Here is an 18788-nt window from a genome sequence, read left to right as displayed (position 1 = left end):
TCGGCCTAATTGATTTTCGATGCTTTGAATACTCAAGTATGAGTATTGTCTTTATAAAAGTAAGAGAGGTTTACATGCGGATTGGAATTGTCACCGGAATAACCGGCCAAGATGGCGCTTATCTTGCGCAATTGTTGCTGGAGAAGGGTTATAAGGTTTATGGAACTTATCGGCGTACGAGTTCGGTCAATTTCTGGCGCATTGAAGAATTGGGTATAAAGGATCACCCCAATCTGCATCTAGTCGAGTACGATCTGACAGACCTGTCGTCCAGCATCAGGCTTTTGCAAAAGTCAGAAGCTACTGAAGTCTACAATCTGGCGGCACAGAGCTTTGTGGGGGTTTCGTTCGAGCAGCCAGTCACGACGGCGGAAATTACCGGACTTGGCGCGGTTAATCTGCTTGAGGCGATACGCATCGTTAACCCAAAGATTCGCTTCTATCAAGCCAGTACATCGGAGATGTTCGGCAAAGTGCAGGCGATTCCCCAGGTGGAGTCCACCCCATTCTATCCGCGCAGCCCCTATGGCGTAGCCAAGCTGTATGCGCACTGGATGACGGTGAATTACCGTGAGAGCTACGGTATCTTCGGCTCCAGTGGTATTTTGTTCAACCATGAGAGCCCTCTGCGCGGTCGCGAGTTCGTCACCCGCAAGATCACCGATTCCGTGGCCAAGATCAAGTTGGGCAAGCTGGATGTTCTGGAGCTGGGCAACCTGGATGCCAAGCGCGATTGGGGATTCGCCAAGGAGTATGTGGAGGGCATGTGGCGCATGCTTCAGGCCGATGAACCCGACACCTTTGTTCTCGCTACAAATCGTACCGAGACTGTGCGCGATTTCGTCAGTATGGCTTTCAAGGGTGCTGGAATTACCGTGGATTTCAAGGGAGAGACCGAGAATGAAACGGCCGTGGACGTGGCAACGGGAAAGACGGTGATGCGTGTCAATCCTAAGTTCTATCGTCCCGCGGAAGTGGAGCTTTTGATTGGTGATCCTGCCAGGGCCAAGGAAAAATTGGGCTGGGCGCCAACCACAACTCTTGAAGAGTTGTGCCAGATGATGGTTGATGCTGATTTGCGCCGCAATCAAGCCGGATTTTCTTTCTGATAGATCGGACCGGTAATTTATGAATCAACAGCAAAGCGGTGCAAACAAGCGAGCCCTGGTGACCGGAGCTGCCGGCTTCACTGGACGTTATCTTGTTCAAGAGCTTGAGCAACACGGTTGGGAGGTTTGGGGGGTGGGGCACGCTCCTCAGCAAGGCCTTGCCAATTATCGAGTTGCCGATCTTGAAGACTATGCTCAGTTGCAATCAGCTGTGCAGGAAATTGCACCGCACGCTGTTTTTCACTTGGCGGCCATCGCCTTCGTGGGCCATGGTTCGCCAGTGGACTTTTACCGCGTCAATGTGGGTGGATCCCGCAACCTGCTTCAGGCGCTTGCGAGCCTGAAGCAAGTGCCGGAGAGCGTATTGCTCGCCAGCAGTGCCAACGTCTACGGCAATACAGCAGAAGGAAAGCTGAGTGAGGCAACGCCCCTGAATCCGGCCAATGACTATGCAGTAAGCAAGTCGGCGATGGAGATGATGGCGCGGCTGTGGATGGATAAATTGCCCATTGTGATAACAAGGCCGTTCAACTACACCGGTGTTGGGCAATCCAGGGATTTCCTTATCCCCAAGATCGTGGATCATTTCCGTCGCAAGTCATCCCAGATCGAGCTGGGCAACCTGCAGGTCTGGCGCGATTTTTCCGATGTGCGCGATGTGGTGCGCGCCTATCGTTTGCTGGCCGACAGACGGGTGACCGGCACCGTGGTCAATGTGGGTTCGCAACAACTCAATTCTCTACAAGAGGTGCTGGAAAAATGTGTTCGACTGACGGGGCACGAGATGCAAGTCCAGGTTAATCCAGCCTTTGTAAGGGCGAACGAGGTCAAGACCTTGTGTGCAGACACATCAAGACTTGAGGCCTTGATCGGCGACAAGCCCCTGACACCTTGGGATGAAACGCTGCACTGGATGCTTCATGACGGTTTGTGAGGCGTTGTGATGGGTTTGGACGTGATTCTGGCCACCGATGTTCTCAGCCCGCCGCTGACTGGTATTGGCCGATACAGTTATGAACTGGCAAAGCGCCTCGCTAGCCATTCGGACGTGGAACGCTTGCGTTACTTCGCAATGGGGCGCTGGGTTGCTGATCCGTTGTCGGGTCTTGATCAGCCTGTCCATGAGCGGGCGACCTTGCGTACGCGCCTTGCTGCCAACCGCTTAGCCGTCCGTGCCTATCAAGCCCTGACGCCGGCCATTTATGGCTGGCGTCTACGGGGGAACAGGCACGCGGTATATCACTCTCCGAATTACGTCGTGCCTCCATTCGATGGCGCGGCCGTCAGCACCGTTCACGATCTCTCGCATGTGCTGCACCCTCAGTTCCATCCAGCAGCACGTGTCGATTTCCTTAATCTTGCATTTGGTGCCAGCATGAAGCGCACGCACCATGTGATCACTGATTCGGAGACGGTCCGACAAGAGTTTCTTGAGCGCTATGACTGGGCTCCCGAAAATGTGACTGCAATAGGTCTGGGCGTCGATCCGGTGTATCGCCCGAGATTACGAGAAGAGGTTGAACATGTGCTTGCGCAATGGAATCTGCGATATCGCGGATATTCGCTTTATGTAGGGACGATCGAGCCCCGTAAGAACCTGGAGCGGCTACTGAGAGCATATGGCAGCTTGCCTCTTGAACTACGGCGCGGTTTTCCCTTGGTAGTGGCTGGGTCGAAGGGCTGGAGCTCCGACGAGATGCATCGGCAGATGGCCGTAGCCCACGACGAGGGGTGGATGCACTATCTGCGCTTTGTGGACCAGGCTCAGCTCCCCTTGCTGTATGCCGGAGCGCTATTGTTTGCCTATCCATCGTTGTATGAAGGATTTGGCCTGCCGTTGGTTGAGGCGATGGCCAGCGGAGTGCCGGTTCTGACCTCCAACACGTCTTGCATGCCGGAAATTACGGCAGGAGCAGCCCGTCTGGCCGATCCGATGCAGGTGGAAGATATCGCGTATCAGCTAAGGGCTTGCCTGAGCGATACCCAGTGGCAGGATTCAGCACGGGCCAAGGGGCTGGTTCGGGCCGCACAGTTTTCCTGGGATCAGTGCACGGAGCAGACTGTGGGCGTGTACACGCGAGTACGCCGCTAAATCGAGGGAGGGTAAGCAGAGCCGCTTCGGGTTTTGCCATGGGCGATGCTCAACAGCGAAGACACTGCCACGTAGCGCACCGCGTTACCCCATGACTGGAAGATCTTCGATCTGTTGACCCTGGCCGTGTGCAGAGGTAGTGCCACCTCTGCAACATTCAAGCCTTGGCGACGCATGAGCAGCAAAGTCCCGATGTCCTGGTAGTCGAGCATGGTGGCTTCGGTGGAGGTCGCAACCTCCAGCGCCTGCCGGTTGTACAGCCTGAATCCAGAAACGAAATCCCGCAGGCCAAAACCTGTCAACCAGCGGAACCATTGCCACGCGATGCGGCGCACCAGGCTGTTGCGCTCGGCGAAGTAGGCTACGACCATGTCCGCCTGCTGGCGTTGTGCCAGCAGCGTGGGCAGCTCCTCCACCTCATAGCGACCTTCAGCGTCGATGGTGACGACGGTCTGGAACCCATGGGTCTGCGCGTAGCGCAGGCCGGTCTGCAGGCTGCCCCAATTGGTCATTGCCAGCAAGGGGCGCAGTACCCTGGCGCCGCATTGCTCGGCTTCATGGCAGGTGGCATCCGTGCTTCTGTTGTCCACGACGAGCACGCTGGCCTCGACCAATGCATGCACGCGACGTATCAGGTGCGCTATCTCGGCTTCGTTGTTGCGCGTGGAAATGACAACCAGCAAGTCCTGGCGTGCTCTTGCCGGGCGGGTGTCGGGTGCCAGGCTGCGGTAGTGGCGTGCCACGCTGCGTTCGCAGGGACCGATGCTGAAAAACCGATGCAAGGCCTTGTGGCCCGATTGGCCCAGTCGTTGCCTGAGGGCCGTGTCGTGCTGCAGGCGAGCAATGCTGCTGCGCCAGGCATCAATGTCTTCAAACGGTACATGCAGGCCGGCGTGTGAGTGGGCGACCACCCAGGGCATGCCCGAACCGGGAAGGTCGGTGACCAGGCAGGGCTTGCCGTGCAGCATGGCCTCCAGCAATACGATGCCGAAAGCTTCCGTGCGTTCGCGCGAGGCAAGGCAGAAGATGTCGCATTCTGCAAACAAGGCATGTTTTTCCTCGTCCGATACCGAGCCCATCAGTCGCACGCAGGCCTGTCTGCCCTCTGGAGTGCATTGGCGTATCAGCTCTTCCAGGGATGCTCGCAGCTCTCCTTCTCCCGCGATCAGCAACTCCACGCCAGGCATGGCCGAGACGGCTCGGATCAAGGTCTCGAAGCCTTTGTAGTAGGTCAACCGTCCTATGGACAATAGGCGCAGCCGGGTGTCGGGCCGCCAGCCTTGGCCGTGATGCAGCAGCGCTGGTTCAGGAATGGTTTCGAGGTTCAGGCCCAGCGGAACGATCTCGCATTTGCTGCGCCAGGTGCGCAGGGCATTGCTGGCCTCAAGATAGGGTGGCGACGTTGCGAATACCTGTTGGGCGCGTTCCAGCAAGGCCTGCTCGAATGGCCGGTACAGCATGTAGCCCAATGCCACGGACCACTTGATGTTGGACACCACCACATCGGAGTGCCAGTGGATGACCCAGGGCACGCGCCGCGCGATGGGCAGGGTCAGTGCCCAAAGCGCCGAGTTGTTGGGCAGATGCAGGTGCAGTACGTCGGGCTGAATGCGTTCGATGGCGCGGCCCAGTGCGCGCTGGAATCCCATGGCCATGGGGGCATAGACCAGATTGAATTGAACGGGCACGCGTTCCAGCCAGGCGGGATCATCCGGCTCCGGATCACCATGGACCAGGGCATGGGCATCGACACCCTGGCGTCGTTGCTCGTGTATCAGGTCGGCCAGAAAGACTTCCATGCCGCCCCGGTAGGGAGGGAAGAATTTACCGACGTGAAGTATGCGCAGGGCCATGGCGGACAGCGCCTACTTCGTCGTCTGAGGCTTTGCGGTAGCCGGGCTCAGCTGATTGCGGACCTGCCGGTACTGCGGATTCTGTGGCTCCAGGCGTATTGCCTGATCCAGACTCTTCAGTGCTTCCGGCAGGTTGCCCAGGCCGTGATAGGCCATTGCACGCCCGTAGAAAGCGGGCGCGCTGGGGCTGCGAGCAACCAGTGGTTCCAGCAGCTCTTTGGCTTGAGCGCTATCACCCTGGCCGACAAGGGCCAGCCCCAATCCGACGATCAGGCGAGGGGCGTTTGGCGAGGTCTGCAGCAGAGTTCGGAAGTCGTCGGCTGCAACTTTGTATTGCTGCGCACCTATGGCCGCCTCTGCGCGTTTCAGGCGCAGGGTCTGCTCCATTTGCTTGGCGTTGGCACTGTCTCCAGTGGGCTCGCCCAGGGCGCGCGAGTATTCCTCGAATGCTGCGCGCAACTGGCCTGTGGCCATCAACGCTTCGGCTTTCTGGTAGTACAGGGCTTGGCCATTGAAGCCTTTGGCCTGGGCTGCGGCAAAGGCATTGAGGGCTTCGGGGAATTTCTTTTGCTGGGACAGAACGGCACCCATATTGAACAGCGCATTACCGCCCAAGTCTCCAAGTGCGTTGGCCGTGGCGAAGTCTTGCAGCGCCTGGTCGAGCATGCCCTTGTCTGCGTGTGCTGTTCCTACGTTCAGGAAGGCACGGCCACGTCCCACGGCATTGGCGGGGGCTTTTTTGTCGATTTTTTCAGCGGCATCGGCCCAGGATGTGCCTGCATCCTGCATAGAGAGCACGCGTTCGAAAGCGAGGGCTCCGAACACCACGCCGATGACGATGCCGACGATGTAGATGGTGCGTGGCTTGACCCCCGTCAGCGCAATGGCCGCCAATCCCGGGATGGCCACAGCCCACAGATAGCTGCGATACAGAACGAAGGGGTCCTGCAGCCAGACCGTGGCGAATTCGGTCGCATACCAGAGCAGGGGAAACAGGAGGCAGAGCGCGACCAAGCCAATGACACCGGGACGCCTAAGCACGGCCCAGATTGAGCAGGCCAGCAGGGCCAGGTAACCGAGCGCGCCGGCTAGGTGCCAGATCGAGCCGAAGCCGAGAGGAAATGCCGGTCTCAGGTCGATGGACATCCAGCCCACATAGGGAACGATCCACAGAAAGCCATAGGCAAAAAACAGGGCCGCTTCATTGAGGATGCTCAGGGGATAGATCTGTGAGGTGATCCCGGGCCGAAGGGCTTCCAATTGCCTTGCATAGCCTTGGGATTGCTCGTCGAAAATCTGGCCCACCAGACTGCCGAAGAAATGAAAGACTGCCGCCGAGGCAACGGCCAGCAGCAGCAAGGCCATTCCCACAATGACCATGGCAGCCTTCAGGCCGGGGCGCCGCACAAAGATATAGAGCGGCACCACCATGGCGACCGTCAGAAAGGCATGCTCCTTGGACAGGATGGCGAGCACATAGCAGATCAATGCCGCGATATGCCAGAGGGCTCGCCCGCCCTGAAGCCCGCGCACAAAGGCCCAGCATGCCAGAACGGCAAAGAGCGTTGCCATGACGATGGATCGCTGCACCAGGTATCCAACGGCGTAGACCGCGACAGGGTTGAGCGCGAAAAGGACCAGGCCCAGTTGCAGGGCTGCATCGCGCGACGCGTGGAAGTGGGGTTGCTCCTCGATGTCGTGCGGAAAGCGCGTCTGTGTCAGCAGTGCCTTGAACAATGCATAGAGAGCCGCCACGGTCGCGAGATGCAAGGCGATATTGAAGACGCGCTGCTTCCACCAGCCGTCTCCGAAAATCTGTTCGATCCAGACGAAGCTGCCATACGACAGCGTGCGCTGCTTGAAGTCCAACAGGCTGCCATAGTTGCCGAAAATCGTTCCATCCGTCAGACGCATATCGTCGAACAGCAGCCCGTTGTTCAGGCCGGGCAGATACACCCCCAATATGGCCAGCAAAAGAAGGGCACTGAACCAGTAAATCGCTTTGGAGGGGGCAGCCATTGCTTCTTGTCTTGTCTCGGATGTGGCGGAACTTGGAATGGTGGGCCGGGAAATGGCCGCTCTTGGGAAGAGCGCAGGCAGTTTACCAGCCGAGCAACCCGCTACCGCAGCCTGCTGCGCCGGTTTGACGTGAGTGTTGTGAGAAGGCTCGAGATGAAAAAAGCCCCATGCTGCGTCAGGCGCGGCATGGGGCCGGGAGGCCATCAGATGGGCGTGAACGCCCCTGGCATTTTGCTTACAGGCCAGCCGCAGCACGCAGCGCCGCTGCCTTGTCCGTCCGCTCCCAGGTGAACTCGGGCTCTTCACGGCCGAAGTGGCCATAGGCAGCGGTCTTGCTGTAGATGGGGCGCAGCAGGTCCAGCATCTGGATGATGCCCTTGGGACGCAGGTCGAAGTGGGCGGCCACCAGCTTGGCAATCTCGGCGTCGGGGATGACGCCTGTGCCTTCGGTGTAGACCGTGATGTTCATCGGGCGTGCCACGCCGATGGCGTAGGCCACCTGGATCTGGCACTGGCGCGCCAGGCCGGCGGCCACGATGTTCTTGGCCACGTAGCGCGCGGCGTAGGCGGCGCTGCGGTCCACCTTGGTCGGGTCCTTGCCACTGAAGGCGCCGCCGCCGTGGGGGCAGGCACCGCCGTAGGTGTCGACGATGATCTTGCGGCCGGTCAGGCCGCAGTCACCCTGGGGGCCACCCACGACGAAGCGGCCCGTGGGGTTGATCAGGTACTTGGTGTCCTGCAGCCACTCGGAGGGCAGCACGGGCTTGATGATTTCCTCGATGATGGCTTCGGTGAAGCTGGACTTCATCCTGGTGGCCGATTCCGACTGGTCGGGGCTGTGCTGGGTGGACAGCACCACGGTGTCGATGCTGTGGGGCTTGCCGTCCACGTAGCGCATGGTCACCTGGCTCTTGGCGTCAGGACGCAGGAAGGGCAGGCGGCCGTCCTTGCGCAACTGTGCCTGGCGCTCGACGAGGCGGTGCGCGTAGTAGATGGGCGCGGGCATCAGCTCGGGGGTCTCGTCGCAGGCGTAGCCGAACATCAGGCCCTGGTCGCCGGCGCCGGTGTTGAGCTCGTCATCGCTGGCCTTGTCCACGCCCTGGGCGATGTCCTGGCTTTGCTTGTCGTAGGCCACGAGCACGGCGCAGCCCTTGTAGTCGATGCCGTAGTCGGTGTTGTCGTAGCCGATGCGCTTGATGGTGTCGCGTGCGACCTGGATGTAGTCGACGTTGGCGCCCGTGGTGATCTCACCTGCCAAAACCACCAGGCCCGTGTTGGTCAGTGTCTCGGCGGCCACGCGGCTGTACGGGTCTTGGGCGAAAATGGCGTCCAGGATCGCGTCAGAGATCTGGTCGGCCACCTTGTCCGGATGGCCTTCAGAGACGGATTCCGAGGTGAAAAGAAAATCGTTCGCCATGTGAATAAACTCCTTGGTTGCAGCTTTTTTGATGGGCGTTGCCCAAGCTGCAGGAGCCCTGGCGAACGCTTTAGCAGACTTGTTTTACGTCGCTCTGCAAGTTGCTCAGTTAACTCAGCGACCCGCACATTTTAATGCCTTCCTTGTTCCGACTGTTTGCTGCACTGCCTTTGTGGCTATTGCACCCCCTTGGCGCGCTCATGGGCTGGATGGCTTTCGTGGCCTCCGGCACGTACCGGCGCCGCTTTCTGGCCAATGCCCGCCAGGCCGGCTACGGCTCAGTGGCGCCGGCCGTGGGGCACGCGGGGCGCATGGTGGCGGAGCTGCCGCGCATGTGGATGGGCAGGCAGCCGAGCTGCCAGATGCACAACGAGGAATGCGTGCGCCGGGCCTACGCCGCCGGGCGCGGCATCATCTTTCTGACGCCCCACCTGGGCTGCTTCGAGCTGTCGGTGCAGCATGCGGCACGGCAATGGTCGGCCGAGCATGGCGAGATCACCATTCTCTACCGCCCCGCGCGCCAGCCCTGGCTGGCCCGCGTCATGGAGACGGCGCGTAACCGCCCTGGCGTGCAGGCCGTGCCGACCACGCTGGCTGGCGTGCGCCAGATGATCAAGGCGTTGCGCAAGGGCATGGCCGTGGGGCTGCTGCCCGACCAGGTTCCGCCCGAGGGGCAGGGCGTCTGGTCGCCGTTCTTCGGCCGTGATGCCTATACGATGACGCTGGCGGCGCGCCTGGCGTTGCAGACGGGGGCCGCGGTGATCGTGGCCCGTTGTGAGCGCTTGTCCTGGGGGCGGGGCTATGCGCTGTATCTTGAGGAGTTGCCCGTGCCCTTGTCCGAGAATCTGGAAGCTGCGGTGCAGCAGATCAACGAGGCGATGGAACACACCATCCGCCAATGCCCGCAGCAGTACCTGTGGGGCTATGCGCGCTACAAGCAGCCGCGCCGTGAAGCAGCTGCCGGCGAGGTGGGTGCATGAGCGGGCGCATCGGCGTATGGCTGATGCGGTCGCTGGCGTGGATGCCGCTGCCGTGGCTGCGGGGGCTGGGTGCGTTTCTGGGGCGTGTGCTGTTCGTGCTGGCCGCGCCGCGCCGCAAGGTGGCGCTGCGCAATCTGGCGATGTGCTTTCCCGAGCTGACCGAGGCGCAGCGCGTGGAGCTGGCGCGCCGCAACTTCATCGTCTTTTGCCAGACCTGGCTGGACCGCAGCTGGCTGTGGGCCGCGCCGCGCGAGGTGGTGGCCGAGCGCGTGAAGCTGCAGGGCGCCGTGCATGAGCTCGATGGCGATACGCCCACCATCCTGTTCGCGCCGCATTTCTACAGCATGGACGCGGGCGGGCTGGCCTTGCCGCTGCACACCACGCGGCCCTTCACCTCGATTTTTTCCACCCATCCGGACCCTGCGGTCGATGAGTGGTTCATGTCAGGGCGCCAGCGCTTTGGCGACGTGCGCATGCTCAACCGCGCCGACGGGGTCAAGCCCATCATCTCCAGCCTGCGCAAGGGCGGGCTGCTGTACCTTTTGCCCGACATGGACTTCGGCCGCAACGACTCGGTCTTCGTGCCCTTCTTCGGCGTGAACGCGGCCACCATCCCCTCGCTGTCGCGCTTTGCACGCCTGGGCCGGGCCAAGGTGCTGGGCATGTACACGCGCATGACGCCCACGGGCTACGTGGCCGAGATCACGCCGGCCTGGACGGATTTCCCCACCGACGATGCCGAGGCCGATACGGCCCGCATGAACCGTGAGCTGGAGGCGGCCATCCGCACCATGCCCGACCAGTACTACTGGGTGCACAGGCGCTTCAAGACCCGGCCCGAGGGCGAGCCCTCGGTCTACTGAAGGGGGCGGGACAGGAACTGCTCCAGCGCTTGCTGCACCGCATCGGGCTGCTCGTGCACGACCCAGTGCGAGGTGCCGGCCAGGTGCTGCACCGTCAGGCGCGGCACCCACGGCTCCAGACCTTCGACCAGGGCAGGCTGTAGCGCCGGGTCGCTGTCGCCCCAGAGCACATGCGTGGGCACGCCGATGTCCAGCATCTCGGGCGGCAGCCTCAGGTTGCGCAGTGCTTCGGCTGAGTCCGGATCTTCGGGCCGGGGCGGCACCAGGGGACTGGCGCCGTAGTAGTGGCAGGAGCCTTGCACGCCCAGGTCCCAGTGCTCTCGGTAGCGCTGCTGCAACTGCGGCGTGAGCCATCCGGGCAACTCGCCCTGCGGCGTGCGGAAAAAGCCCAGCATGCGCTGCCAGTCGTTCTCGGCCAGCAGGGCGGGCGCATCAGGTCGGCGCAGAAAATGCATGTACTGGCTTGCGGCCTGCTGCACGGGGTTGTGCAGCAGTTCGCGCAGAAAGGCGCCCGGATGCGGGGCGTTGAGGATCATCAGCCGTTGCATCAGCCCGGGATGGCGGTTGGCCAGGCCCCAGGCCAGGGCACCGCCCCAGTCGTGGGCGATCACGCAGGCTGCGGGTGCGCCAGGGCTTTCGATGGCGATCAGCGCCGCCAGATCCTGCAGCAGGTGCTTGGCCTTGTACTGCTCCACACCGGCCGGCTGGCTGGAACGGCCAAAGCCCCGCAGATCGGGGGCGACGCAACGCCACTGCGTGCCGAACTGCTCCAGCATGCCTTCCCAGATGAAGCTGCCTTCAGGAAAGCCGTGCAGGAACAGCAGCAGTGGCTGGCCGGGTTCGCCGCTGACGCGGCAGTGCAGATGGATGCCGTGAGGCAGCTCGCGAATGCAGGTGTTCACCATGTTGCGCTCCTTGCGGGGCGCTGGCTACACGAGCGCCTCCAGGCGCTAATCTTGGGGGCTGTCGGTCGCGGCGGGCGTCGCAGTTGCGACGTTCGTGACGTTCGCGACGTCGGCGGGCTCGTCCGTGGCCGCCGGCGGATTCAGGCCTTCGGGATGGCTCCAGTGCCACAGCAGCTGGGCCACCTCGTCCACGCCCTGCTTCTTGAGCGCGGAGAACATGCGCACTTCGCCACCACCGGCGTTGAGCCGCGTGATGGACAGCACCTTGGCCTGCTCGGCGCGCGTGAGCTTGTCGGCCTTGGTCAGCAGCACGAGGAATTTCAGGCCTTCCTGCACGCGCGGGCGCATGGCGTCGAGCAGGGCTTCGTCCAGCTCCGTCAGGCCCAGGCGCGGATCGCACAGCAGCACGATGGCCGACAGGCTTTCGCGGCTGACCAGATAGTTCAGCATCACGCGCTGCCAGCGCTGCTTGTCCGTGCGCGAGACGGCGGCATAGCCGTAGCCGGGCAGGTCGGCCAGCACGGCGTCGGTCACGCCCTGCTTGCCCAGGGAAAACAGGTTGATGTGCTGTGTGCGGCCAGGCTTCTTGGAGGCGAAGGCCAGCTGCTTTTGCTGCGTCAGCGTGTTGATGCAGGTGGACTTGCCGGCGTTGGAGCGGCCCACGAACGCGATCTCGGGCACATCGACCTTGGGAAGATGGTGCAACTGCGCAGCCGTCGTCAAAAAGCGCGCCGTGTGCATCCAGCCCATGGCCAGCTTGGGATCGATCAGGGAGGAAGTGGGGGCGGCATCGCCAGCCGGCGCAGCAGGATTCATGGTGTGGTCAGTCTCTCGGGGCCTCATTGTAGGTTCCCCCATGGAACCGGCGCGCCCAGCGGGCTATAGGCAACGGTGCTGACAAAGCGTGGCGCATGAAACTGGCGCACTCCAAAGTCGGAGACAGCGAGCAAGGGCCGCCCCGCCGCTAAGCTGTCGTCCCCCTCCCCGCGAAGCGGGCAGAGAGGGGGAAGGCGCGCAGCGCCTCAGGGGGAGCCTAAACCTCTTCGCTCCAGCAAAAGCCATCCCTCGCAATCATGGCGCTGGCTGCGCTGGGCCCCCAGCTGCCCGCCGCATAGCCGCGCGGCCCCGAGGTGTCGCTGCGCCAGTGCTGAAGGATGGGTTCCACCCAGCGCCAGGCCTGCTCCTGCTCGTCGCTGCGCACAAAGAGGTTCAGCCTGCCGGCGATCACGTCCAGCAGCAGGCGCTCGTAGGCGCCCACGCGCTTGGCACCGAAGCGCTGGTCGAAGTCCAGGTTCAGGTGCACGGGGGCCAGCGAAGGCTCGGCCTGCTGCTGGGTGGCGCCCTGTGCCAGCAGGTGCAGCTCCAGCCCGTCCTTGGGCTGCAGATTGATCACCAGGCGATTGGCTTCGGACAGGGGCGAGCGGAAGATCGGGTGGGGCACGGGCCGGAAGTTCACGACGATGCGCGCGTCCCTTCCTGCCAGCCGCTTGCCGGTGCGGATGTAGAAGGGCACGCCGGCCCAGCGCCAGTTGCAGATCTCGGTGCGCAGGGCGACGAAGGTCTCGGTCTGGCTGCCCGCCGCCACGCCTTTTTCCTGCTGGTAGGCCGGCACGGGCTGGCCCTGGCTGGCGCCGGCCAGGTACTGGCCGCGCACCACGTGCTGGCTCAGGGTTTCCGGCGTCCAGGGCCTGAGCGACTGCAGCACCTTGAGCTTTTCGTCGCGGATGGCATGGGCCGATGCGTTGATCGGCGGCTCCATGCCGATGGCGCACAGCAGCTGCAGCGCATGGTTTTGCACCATGTCGCGCAGCGCGCCGGTCTGGTCGTAGAACGCGCCCCGGCTTTCCACGCCCAGTTCCTCGGCGATGGTGATCTGGATGTTGGCAATGGTCTCGCGCCGCCACAGCGGCTCGAACAGCGCATTGCCAAAGCGCAGCGCCAGAAGGTTCTGCACAGAGGGCTTGCCCAGGTAGTGGTCTATGCGGAACACCTGCTCTTCGCGCAGCACCTTGCGCAGCGTGGCATTGATGGCCTGGTTGGAGGCCAGGTCGTGGCCCAGCGGCTTTTCCAGCACCACGCGGGTGCGCGGGCCGTTCAGGCCCACGGCGGCGATCTGCTCGCAGACTGTGGTGAACAGGCTGGGGGCGGTGGCCACGTACATCACCACCGTTTCTGCGTCGCGCGCGGCCAGCGCCTGTGCCAGCTTCCCGTAGTCGGCGGGCTGCGACAGGTCCATGCGCAGGTAGTGCAGCAGGTCTGCGAAGCGGGCGAATTCCTCGGGGCTGGGGCGCTTGGACAGCTCGACGCCGTCAAAGCGCGACTGGATGAGGGCGCGGTACTGGTCGTCGCTCAGGTCATCGCGGGCCACGCACAGGATGCGGCCGCCCTCGGGCAGGGTGCCGTGGCGAAACGCCTGGAACAGCGCCGGCATGAGCTTGCGCCATGCCAGATCGCCCGTGCCGCCAAACAAGACCAGATCGAAACCCATGTTGCCTCCCGAGGTGAATATTTTGGTAACTGAGTTACCAACTTTTTAGGAAATCGAATAAATTATAGAGGCACAACGTCATTTGATTGAAGCTTCAGATGATTATTGTTGTAATTTGATTACTTCTCTGCAAGCAGCCCTGTCGGTGAACCCCATGCTTATCCGTTGCGATCACGCCCTCGCCTGGCCTCTTTTGCAAAACCACGCCCGGGCCGTGATGCCCGATTTCGACCTGCGCGGTGCCTTCGCCTCTGACCCCGCCCGGTTCGCGCGCTTCAGCCAGGAGGCTCCGCACTGCTTTGCGGACCTGTCCAAGAATCTGTGGGACGCGCAGGCCGAAGACCTGCTGCTGCAGCTGGCCCGCGATTGCGAGGTGGAGCGCCAGCGCGACGCCATGTTCGCGGGCGAGGCCGTCAACTCCACCGAGGGGCGTGCGGCGCTGCACACGCTGCTGCGCCATCCGCCCGGCAATGCGCCGCCGGGCCTGGCCTGGGCGCTGGCCCAGGTGCACGAGACGCTGGATGCCATGCTGGCCTATGCCGAGCGCGTGCGTGCGGACGCGGATATCACCGACGTGGTGTGCATGGGCATAGGCGGATCGGGTCTGGGGCCGCAGATGGCGGTCCAGGCGCTGCAAGGCCTGGGCGATGCGCGCCGGCGCATGCACTTCGTCTCGAACGTGGATGGCCACGCGCTGCAGGCCGTGCTCGTGGGCCTGCAGCCGCGCAGCACGCTGTTCATCGTGGCCTCCAAGGTGTTCAACACGCAGGAGACGCTGACCAATGCGCGCAGCGCACTCGACTGGTTCCACGCAAACGGCGGCAGCGAGGTGTCCCGCCATTTCGTCGCGCTGACCACCCATGCCGCTGCGGCGGCGCAGATGGGCATCACCACCACCTTCGGCTTCTGGGACTGGGTGGGCGGGCGCTATTCGCTGTGGTCGTCCATCGGACTGCCGGTGGCCGTTGCCGTAGGCGCTGCCGCGTTTCGCGCCATGCTGGCCGGTGCGCACGCCATGGACATGCATTTCCGCACGTCGCCGCTGCAGGCCAATCTGCCCGTGCGCCTGGGCCTGCTCGACGTCTGGTACCGCAATCTGCTGGGCTTTGGCAGCCGCTGCATCGCGCCCTACCACGCAGGCCTGCGGCGCCTGCCGGCCTATCTGCAGCAACTGGAGATGGAGAGCAACGGCAAGCGCGTGGACCGGCAGGGCCGGCCGCTGGCGCTGGGCTCGGCGCCCGTGCTCTGGGGTGAGCCCGGCACGGATGGGCAGCATGCCTTCTTCCAGATGCTGCACCAGGGCAGCGACATCGTGCCGCTGGAGATCATTGCGGTGAAGCAGGCTTCGCACACCTTGCCAGGCCACCAGGAACAGTTGCTGGCCAACGCGCTGGCCCAGGCCCAGGCCCTGATGCAGGGGCGCGCCAGCGAGGACGGGCACCGCCATTTCCCCGGCAACCGTCCCAGCAGCTTCCTGCTGCTGGACGCGCTCACGCCTGCGGCGCTGGGCGCGCTGGTTGCGCTGCAGGAGCACCGCGTGTTCGTGGCCGGCGCGCTGTGGGGCATCAACAGCTTCGACCAATGGGGGGTGGAGCTGGGCAAGCTGCTGGCGCGTGACCTTCAGCTGCGCCTGGGCAATGGCGACATGGCGGGGCTGGACGCCTCCACCGCCGGCCTGCTGCAGCGGCTGCGGGCCTGATGGCCTGAGGGCCTGGCCCCGCTCTACGCCTCCCGGAAGCAGTTGACCGGCAGCCCTGGCACCTCGACGCGGCAATGCATCAACGCCCCGGCAGGCACGGCGGCCCGGCGTTCTTCCTCGGGGCGGCCGTGCGAGGCGGAGGTGATGTAGAGCGTGCGCAGGTCTTCTCCGCCCAGGCAGACCATGGTGGGGCAGCGCACGGGCGTCTCGATGCGCTGCACGACTTCGCCCTGCGGGTCCAGCCGCAGCACGCAGCCGCCTTCGTACATGGCCACCCAGTAGTGGCCCCGGGTGTCGACGCAGGCACCATCGGGCCGGCCGCCGTACAGGCGCCCTTGCGTGCGGGGCGCGAAGGCCTTCCACAGTGCGCGGGCCCCCAGCGTGCCGGTATCCAGGTCGAAGGCAAAGCGGTCTATGCGGTGTGCGGGCGTGTCGGCCCAGTACAGCCATGCGTCGTCGGGGCTGAAGGCCAGCCCGTTGGCCGTGGTGCAGTCGCCTGCCATGCGCTGGACCGCGTAGCCGCCGTTGTCCAACGCGCGCAGGCACCACAGTGCCGCCTCGGGCGCGGTCTTGGGCGCGAACAGGGAGCCGGCCCAGAAGCGGCCGGCTCGGTCGCAGCGGCCGTCGTTGAGGCGGAACTGGCGTGGATCGTGGTCCAGGCCGGCCAGCATGGTGATGTGGCCGGTGGCCGGATCCAGCAGGCCGAAGCCGTCTCGCAGGCCGATGACGATGCGGCCCTGGTCCGTGGGCGCGCAGCAGCCGGGCTCGCTGGGCGTGGCCCAGCTTTGCTGCTGGCCGCTGGCCGGGTCCCAGGCATGGATGCGCAGGCCCTGGATATCGCACCAGTAGAGCCGGCGATCAGCGGGGTGCCAGAAGGGCGATTCGCCCAGGGCGCTGGGAGGAACCTGGGCGATCTGCATGGCCATGGTCTGCTCGCTGGAAGTCATGGCCAGCATTCTAGGAGCGGCTCCCGCCAGACCGCTGCTCGCAGATAGTGTGTTGCGCAGATCAGGGATATCTCTAGCCAGGCATGTGCATAGAAGTATCAGCGGCCGGGCTGCCCGTACCAATGCACCCGCAGGCCTGTCCCCACAATCGGTCACCAGCGGCAGGGATGGACCGCGAAGACCACAGCATTCATTGCGAAGGAGACAGACATGCACAGCTTGCTCAGGGTGGGCGCGGCGCTGGCCGTGGCCGCATCGGCCGCCGGCGCACAGGCCGACACCGAACTCGTGATTGCGACCGTGAACAACGGCCACATGATCGAGATGCAGAAACTCTCTGCCCGCTTCGAGCAGGCCCACCCCGGCATCACGCTCAAATGGGTCACGCTGGAAGAGGGCATGCTGCGCCAGCGCGTGACCACCGACATCGCCACCAAGGGCGGCCAGTTCGACGTGATGACGGTGGGCCTGTACGAGGTGCCGATCTGGTCAAGGAATGGCTGGCTGCTGCCGATTGCCACCGATGCCGCCTATGACGCAGACGACTTGCTGCCTTCCATCCGCAAGGGCCTGTCGCACGAAGGCAGGCTCCACGCCCTGCCGTTCTATGGCGAGGCATCGATGCTCATGTACCGCCGTGATCTGGCCGAAAAGGCGGGTTTCACCATGCCCGCGCAGCCGAGCTGGGAGCAGGTGCGGGAATTTGCCGCCAAGGCCCATGATCCCAAGGCTGGCGTCTACGGCATCTGCCTGCGCGGCAAGCCGGGCTGGGGTGACAACATGGCCCTGGTCACCACCATGGTCAACACCCACGGTGGCCAGTGGTTCGACATGCAATGGAAGCCGCAGCTGGACACACCGGCCTGGAAGAAGGCGGTGGGTTTCTATGTGGAGCTGCTGAAGGCCTACGGGCCGCCCGGCGCATCGGCCAACAGCTTCAACGAGAACCTGGCGCTGTTCAACGAGGGCAAGTGCGCGGCCTGGGTCGATGCCAGCATTGCGGCCTCGTTCGTGGGCGATCCACGGCAGTCCAAGGTGGCCGGCAAGGTGGCGTATGCGGCCGCTCCCGTGGCCTCCACGCCCAAGGGGGCGACGTGGCTGTGGACCTGGAACCTGGCCATTCCCGCCAGCTCCAGGAAGGTGGATGCGGCCCAGGCCTTCATCAAATGGGCCACTTCCAAGGAGTATGTGCAGCTGGTGGCGCGCGAGCATGGCTGGCGCGCCGTTCCCACGGGCACGCGGCAGTCCACCTATGCGAGCGCCGAGTTCCAGAAAGTCGCGGACTTTGCCGGCGCCGAGAAAAGCGCCATCGACAGCGTGAGCCTGAGCGATGCGACCGAGCCGCGCTCACCCTACATCGGCGTGCAGTACGTGGCCATCCCCGAGTTCCAGGCCATAGGCATTGCCGTGGGGCAGCAAGTCAGTGCGGCGCTGTCGGGCAAAGCCACGGTGGAGCAGGCGCTCAAGACCTCGCAGACCCTGGCGGACCGCGAGATGAGGAAAAGCGGCTACTACAAGTGATGGCTGCCTCGATGCTTCGACCAAGCCCCGCGCCCATGACGCGCCTGCTGCCCCGCGCGCTCATGGCTCCCGCCGTGGCCGTGCTGCTGTGCTGGATGCTGGTGCCGCTGCTGATGACGGTGTATTTCTCGTTCGTCGACTACAACCTCATGCAGCCGGGCGGCCACCCCTTCGTGGGCCGGCGCAACTACGAGTTCTTCGTCACCGACCCGGACTTCATGCCCGCCGTGCGCCAGACCCTGGTGTTCCTGGCCAGCGTGGTGTCGATCACCGTGGTGCTGGGCGTGCTGCTGGCGCTGCTGGTCAACGAGCCATTTCCGGGCCGCGGCATGGTGCGCGTGCTGCTGATCTCGCCCTTCTTCGTGATGCCCGCCGTCAACGCGCTGCTGTGGAAGCACATGATGATGAATCCCATCTACGGCGTGCTGGCCAGCCTGTGCAGGGCGCTGGGCCTGGAGCCTGTGGACTGGCTGACCGAGGTGCCGCTGCTGTCCGTGGTCATCATGGTGTCCTGGCAGTGGTTGCCTTTTGCCTGCCTGATCTTCATCACCTCGCTGCAGTCGCTGGACCGCGAGCAGATGGAGGCGGCGCGCATGGACGGCGCCAATGCCCTGCAACGTTTCCACCACCTCACGCTGCCCCATCTGGCCCGACCGATGGCGGTGGTGGTGATGATCGAGATGATCTTCCTGCTGGGCGTGTTTGCGGAGATCGCCATCACCACGGCGGGAGGCCCGGGCAACGAGAGCACCAACCTCACCTATCTCATCTACAAGCAGTCGCTGATGCATTTCGACGTGGGCGTGGCCTCTGCGGGGGCATTGTTCGCCGTGGTGCTGGCCAACATCGTTGCCGTCTTCCTGATCCGCATCGTCGGCAAGAGCCTGGACTGAGC

15 protein-coding genes are annotated in these 18788 nt (G+C 63.6%); 8 read left to right on the top strand and 7 right to left on the bottom strand.

Features of this window, described 5'->3' with window-relative positions:
• Nucleotides 1-74: 74 nt before the first annotated feature.
• From gmd to GRX31_RS03350, 3 genes are read left to right on the top strand one after another with little or no spacing between them, the layout of a single operon-like run.
• Complete coding sequence (gene gmd / locus GRX31_RS03360) at nucleotides 75-1109, top strand: GDP-mannose 4,6-dehydratase (protein WP_160851525.1); 1035 nt, start codon at nucleotides 75-77, stop codon at nucleotides 1107-1109.
• A gap of 19 nt (nucleotides 1110-1128) precedes the next feature.
• Nucleotides 1129-2043: a GDP-mannose 4,6-dehydratase gene (locus tag GRX31_RS03355; protein ID WP_160851458.1), complete on the top strand. Its 915-nt coding sequence runs from the start codon at nucleotides 1129-1131 to the stop codon at nucleotides 2041-2043.
• Nucleotides 2044-2052: 9 nt separating this feature from the next.
• On the top strand, nucleotides 2053-3201 hold the full coding sequence (locus GRX31_RS03350) for a glycosyltransferase family 4 protein (protein ID WP_160851456.1): 1149 nt from the start codon (nucleotides 2053-2055) through the stop codon (nucleotides 3199-3201).
• Here the strand turns inward: GRX31_RS03350 and GRX31_RS03345 are convergent.
• The 3 genes from GRX31_RS03345 to metK all read right to left on the bottom strand — a co-directional run bounded on the left by GRX31_RS03345 (nucleotide 3198) and on the right by metK (nucleotide 8490).
• Nucleotides 3198-5054, bottom strand: coding sequence for a glycosyltransferase (locus GRX31_RS03345; RefSeq protein WP_160851454.1), 1857 nt, complete (start codon nucleotides 5052-5054; stop codon nucleotides 3198-3200). The two genes, GRX31_RS03350 and GRX31_RS03345, sit on opposite strands and share 4 nt — an antisense overlap.
• Nucleotides 5055-5066: 12 nt before the next feature.
• Complete coding sequence (locus tag GRX31_RS03340; RefSeq protein WP_160851452.1) at nucleotides 5067-7073, bottom strand: tetratricopeptide repeat protein; 2007 nt, start codon at nucleotides 7071-7073, stop codon at nucleotides 5067-5069.
• Nucleotides 7074-7308: 235 nt separating this feature from the next.
• The gene (gene metK / locus GRX31_RS03335; RefSeq protein ID WP_017403953.1) at nucleotides 7309-8490 is read right to left on the bottom strand and encodes a methionine adenosyltransferase; all 1182 of its coding nucleotides are present in this window, start codon (nucleotides 8488-8490) and stop codon (nucleotides 7309-7311) included.
• Between the two features lie 134 nt (nucleotides 8491-8624).
• On the opposite strand from metK, the gene GRX31_RS03330 reads away from it, so the two are divergent.
• Nucleotides 8625-9470, top strand: a complete 846-nt coding sequence (locus GRX31_RS03330; RefSeq protein ID WP_160851450.1) for a lysophospholipid acyltransferase family protein — start codon at nucleotides 8625-8627, stop codon at nucleotides 9468-9470.
• The gene (locus tag GRX31_RS03325) at nucleotides 9467-10333 is read left to right on the top strand and encodes a lysophospholipid acyltransferase family protein (RefSeq protein ID WP_160851448.1); all 867 of its coding nucleotides are present in this window, start codon (nucleotides 9467-9469) and stop codon (nucleotides 10331-10333) included. The genes GRX31_RS03330 and GRX31_RS03325 overlap by 4 nt, the downstream gene beginning before the upstream one ends.
• On the opposite strand, the gene GRX31_RS03320 is transcribed toward GRX31_RS03325, so the two are convergent.
• From GRX31_RS03320 to zwf, 3 genes are all read right to left on the bottom strand, one after another.
• Nucleotides 10327-11238, bottom strand: a complete 912-nt coding sequence (locus GRX31_RS03320) for an alpha/beta fold hydrolase (RefSeq protein ID WP_160851446.1) — start codon at nucleotides 11236-11238, stop codon at nucleotides 10327-10329. The two genes, GRX31_RS03325 and GRX31_RS03320, sit on opposite strands and share 7 nt — an antisense overlap.
• A gap of 45 nt (nucleotides 11239-11283) precedes the next feature.
• The gene (gene yihA / locus GRX31_RS03315; protein WP_160851443.1) at nucleotides 11284-12054 is read right to left on the bottom strand and encodes a ribosome biogenesis GTP-binding protein YihA/YsxC; all 771 of its coding nucleotides are present in this window, start codon (nucleotides 12052-12054) and stop codon (nucleotides 11284-11286) included.
• A 217-nt stretch (nucleotides 12055-12271) separates the two neighbouring features.
• A complete protein-coding gene (zwf, locus tag GRX31_RS03310) occupies nucleotides 12272-13726 on the bottom strand; it encodes a glucose-6-phosphate dehydrogenase (protein WP_016445520.1) in 1455 nt (484 codons plus the stop codon).
• Between the two features lie 154 nt (nucleotides 13727-13880).
• Between zwf and pgi the strand changes: the two genes are divergently transcribed.
• Complete coding sequence (gene pgi / locus GRX31_RS03305) at nucleotides 13881-15425, top strand: glucose-6-phosphate isomerase (protein ID WP_034364876.1); 1545 nt, start codon at nucleotides 13881-13883, stop codon at nucleotides 15423-15425.
• 23 nt (nucleotides 15426-15448) lie between these two features.
• On the opposite strand, the gene GRX31_RS03300 is transcribed toward pgi, so the two are convergent.
• The gene (locus GRX31_RS03300) at nucleotides 15449-16351 is read right to left on the bottom strand and encodes an SMP-30/gluconolactonase/LRE family protein (protein ID WP_202396475.1); all 903 of its coding nucleotides are present in this window, start codon (nucleotides 16349-16351) and stop codon (nucleotides 15449-15451) included.
• A gap of 231 nt (nucleotides 16352-16582) precedes the next feature.
• Between GRX31_RS03300 and GRX31_RS03295 the strand changes: the two genes are divergently transcribed.
• Both GRX31_RS03295 and GRX31_RS03290 read left to right on the top strand, forming a co-directional pair.
• Complete coding sequence (locus GRX31_RS03295; RefSeq protein ID WP_047326507.1) at nucleotides 16583-17893, top strand: ABC transporter substrate-binding protein; 1311 nt, start codon at nucleotides 16583-16585, stop codon at nucleotides 17891-17893.
• A 35-nt stretch (nucleotides 17894-17928) separates the two neighbouring features.
• Nucleotides 17929-18786 (top strand): carbohydrate ABC transporter permease, encoded by an 858-nt coding sequence (locus GRX31_RS03290; RefSeq protein WP_151019603.1) that lies wholly within the window; start codon nucleotides 17929-17931, stop codon nucleotides 18784-18786.
• Nucleotides 18787-18788: the final 2 nt, after the last annotated feature.

It is taken from the genome of Delftia sp. CH05 (genome assembly GCF_009827015.1).
GTDB classification, from domain to species: domain Bacteria; phylum Pseudomonadota; class Gammaproteobacteria; order Burkholderiales; family Burkholderiaceae_C; genus Comamonas; species Comamonas tsuruhatensis.
This window is presented reverse-complemented; position numbering and strand designations above follow the sequence as displayed.

Coding starts and splice junctions, on each gene's coding strand:
- GRX31_RS03340 (WP_160851452.1), bottom strand. CDS start 7,073: ATGGCTGCCCCCTCCAAAGCGATTTACTGGTTCAGTGCCCTTCTTTTG.
- GRX31_RS03300 (WP_202396475.1), bottom strand. CDS start 16,351: ATGGCCATGCAGATCGCCCAGGTTCCTCCCAGCGCCCTGGGCGAATCG.
- GRX31_RS03325 (WP_160851448.1), top strand. CDS start 9,467: ATGAGCGGGCGCATCGGCGTATGGCTGATGCGGTCGCTGGCGTGGATG.
- GRX31_RS03320 (WP_160851446.1), bottom strand. CDS start 11,238: ATGGTGAACACCTGCATTCGCGAGCTGCCTCACGGCATCCATCTGCAC.
- GRX31_RS03330 (WP_160851450.1), top strand. CDS start 8,625: ATGCCTTCCTTGTTCCGACTGTTTGCTGCACTGCCTTTGTGGCTATTG.
- GRX31_RS03345 (WP_160851454.1), bottom strand. CDS start 5,054: ATGGCCCTGCGCATACTTCACGTCGGTAAATTCTTCCCTCCCTACCGG.
- metK (WP_017403953.1), bottom strand. CDS start 8,490: ATGGCGAACGATTTTCTTTTCACCTCGGAATCCGTCTCTGAAGGCCAT.
- GRX31_RS03350 (WP_160851456.1), top strand. CDS start 2,053: ATGGGTTTGGACGTGATTCTGGCCACCGATGTTCTCAGCCCGCCGCTG.
- GRX31_RS03355 (WP_160851458.1), top strand. CDS start 1,129: ATGAATCAACAGCAAAGCGGTGCAAACAAGCGAGCCCTGGTGACCGGA.
- pgi (WP_034364876.1), top strand. CDS start 13,881: ATGCTTATCCGTTGCGATCACGCCCTCGCCTGGCCTCTTTTGCAAAAC.
- gmd (WP_160851525.1), top strand. CDS start 75: ATGCGGATTGGAATTGTCACCGGAATAACCGGCCAAGATGGCGCTTAT.
- GRX31_RS03295 (WP_047326507.1), top strand. CDS start 16,583: ATGCACAGCTTGCTCAGGGTGGGCGCGGCGCTGGCCGTGGCCGCATCG.
- yihA (WP_160851443.1), bottom strand. CDS start 12,054: ATGAATCCTGCTGCGCCGGCTGGCGATGCCGCCCCCACTTCCTCCCTG.
- GRX31_RS03290 (WP_151019603.1), top strand. CDS start 17,929: ATGACGCGCCTGCTGCCCCGCGCGCTCATGGCTCCCGCCGTGGCCGTG.
- zwf (WP_016445520.1), bottom strand. CDS start 13,726: ATGGGTTTCGATCTGGTCTTGTTTGGCGGCACGGGCGATCTGGCATGG.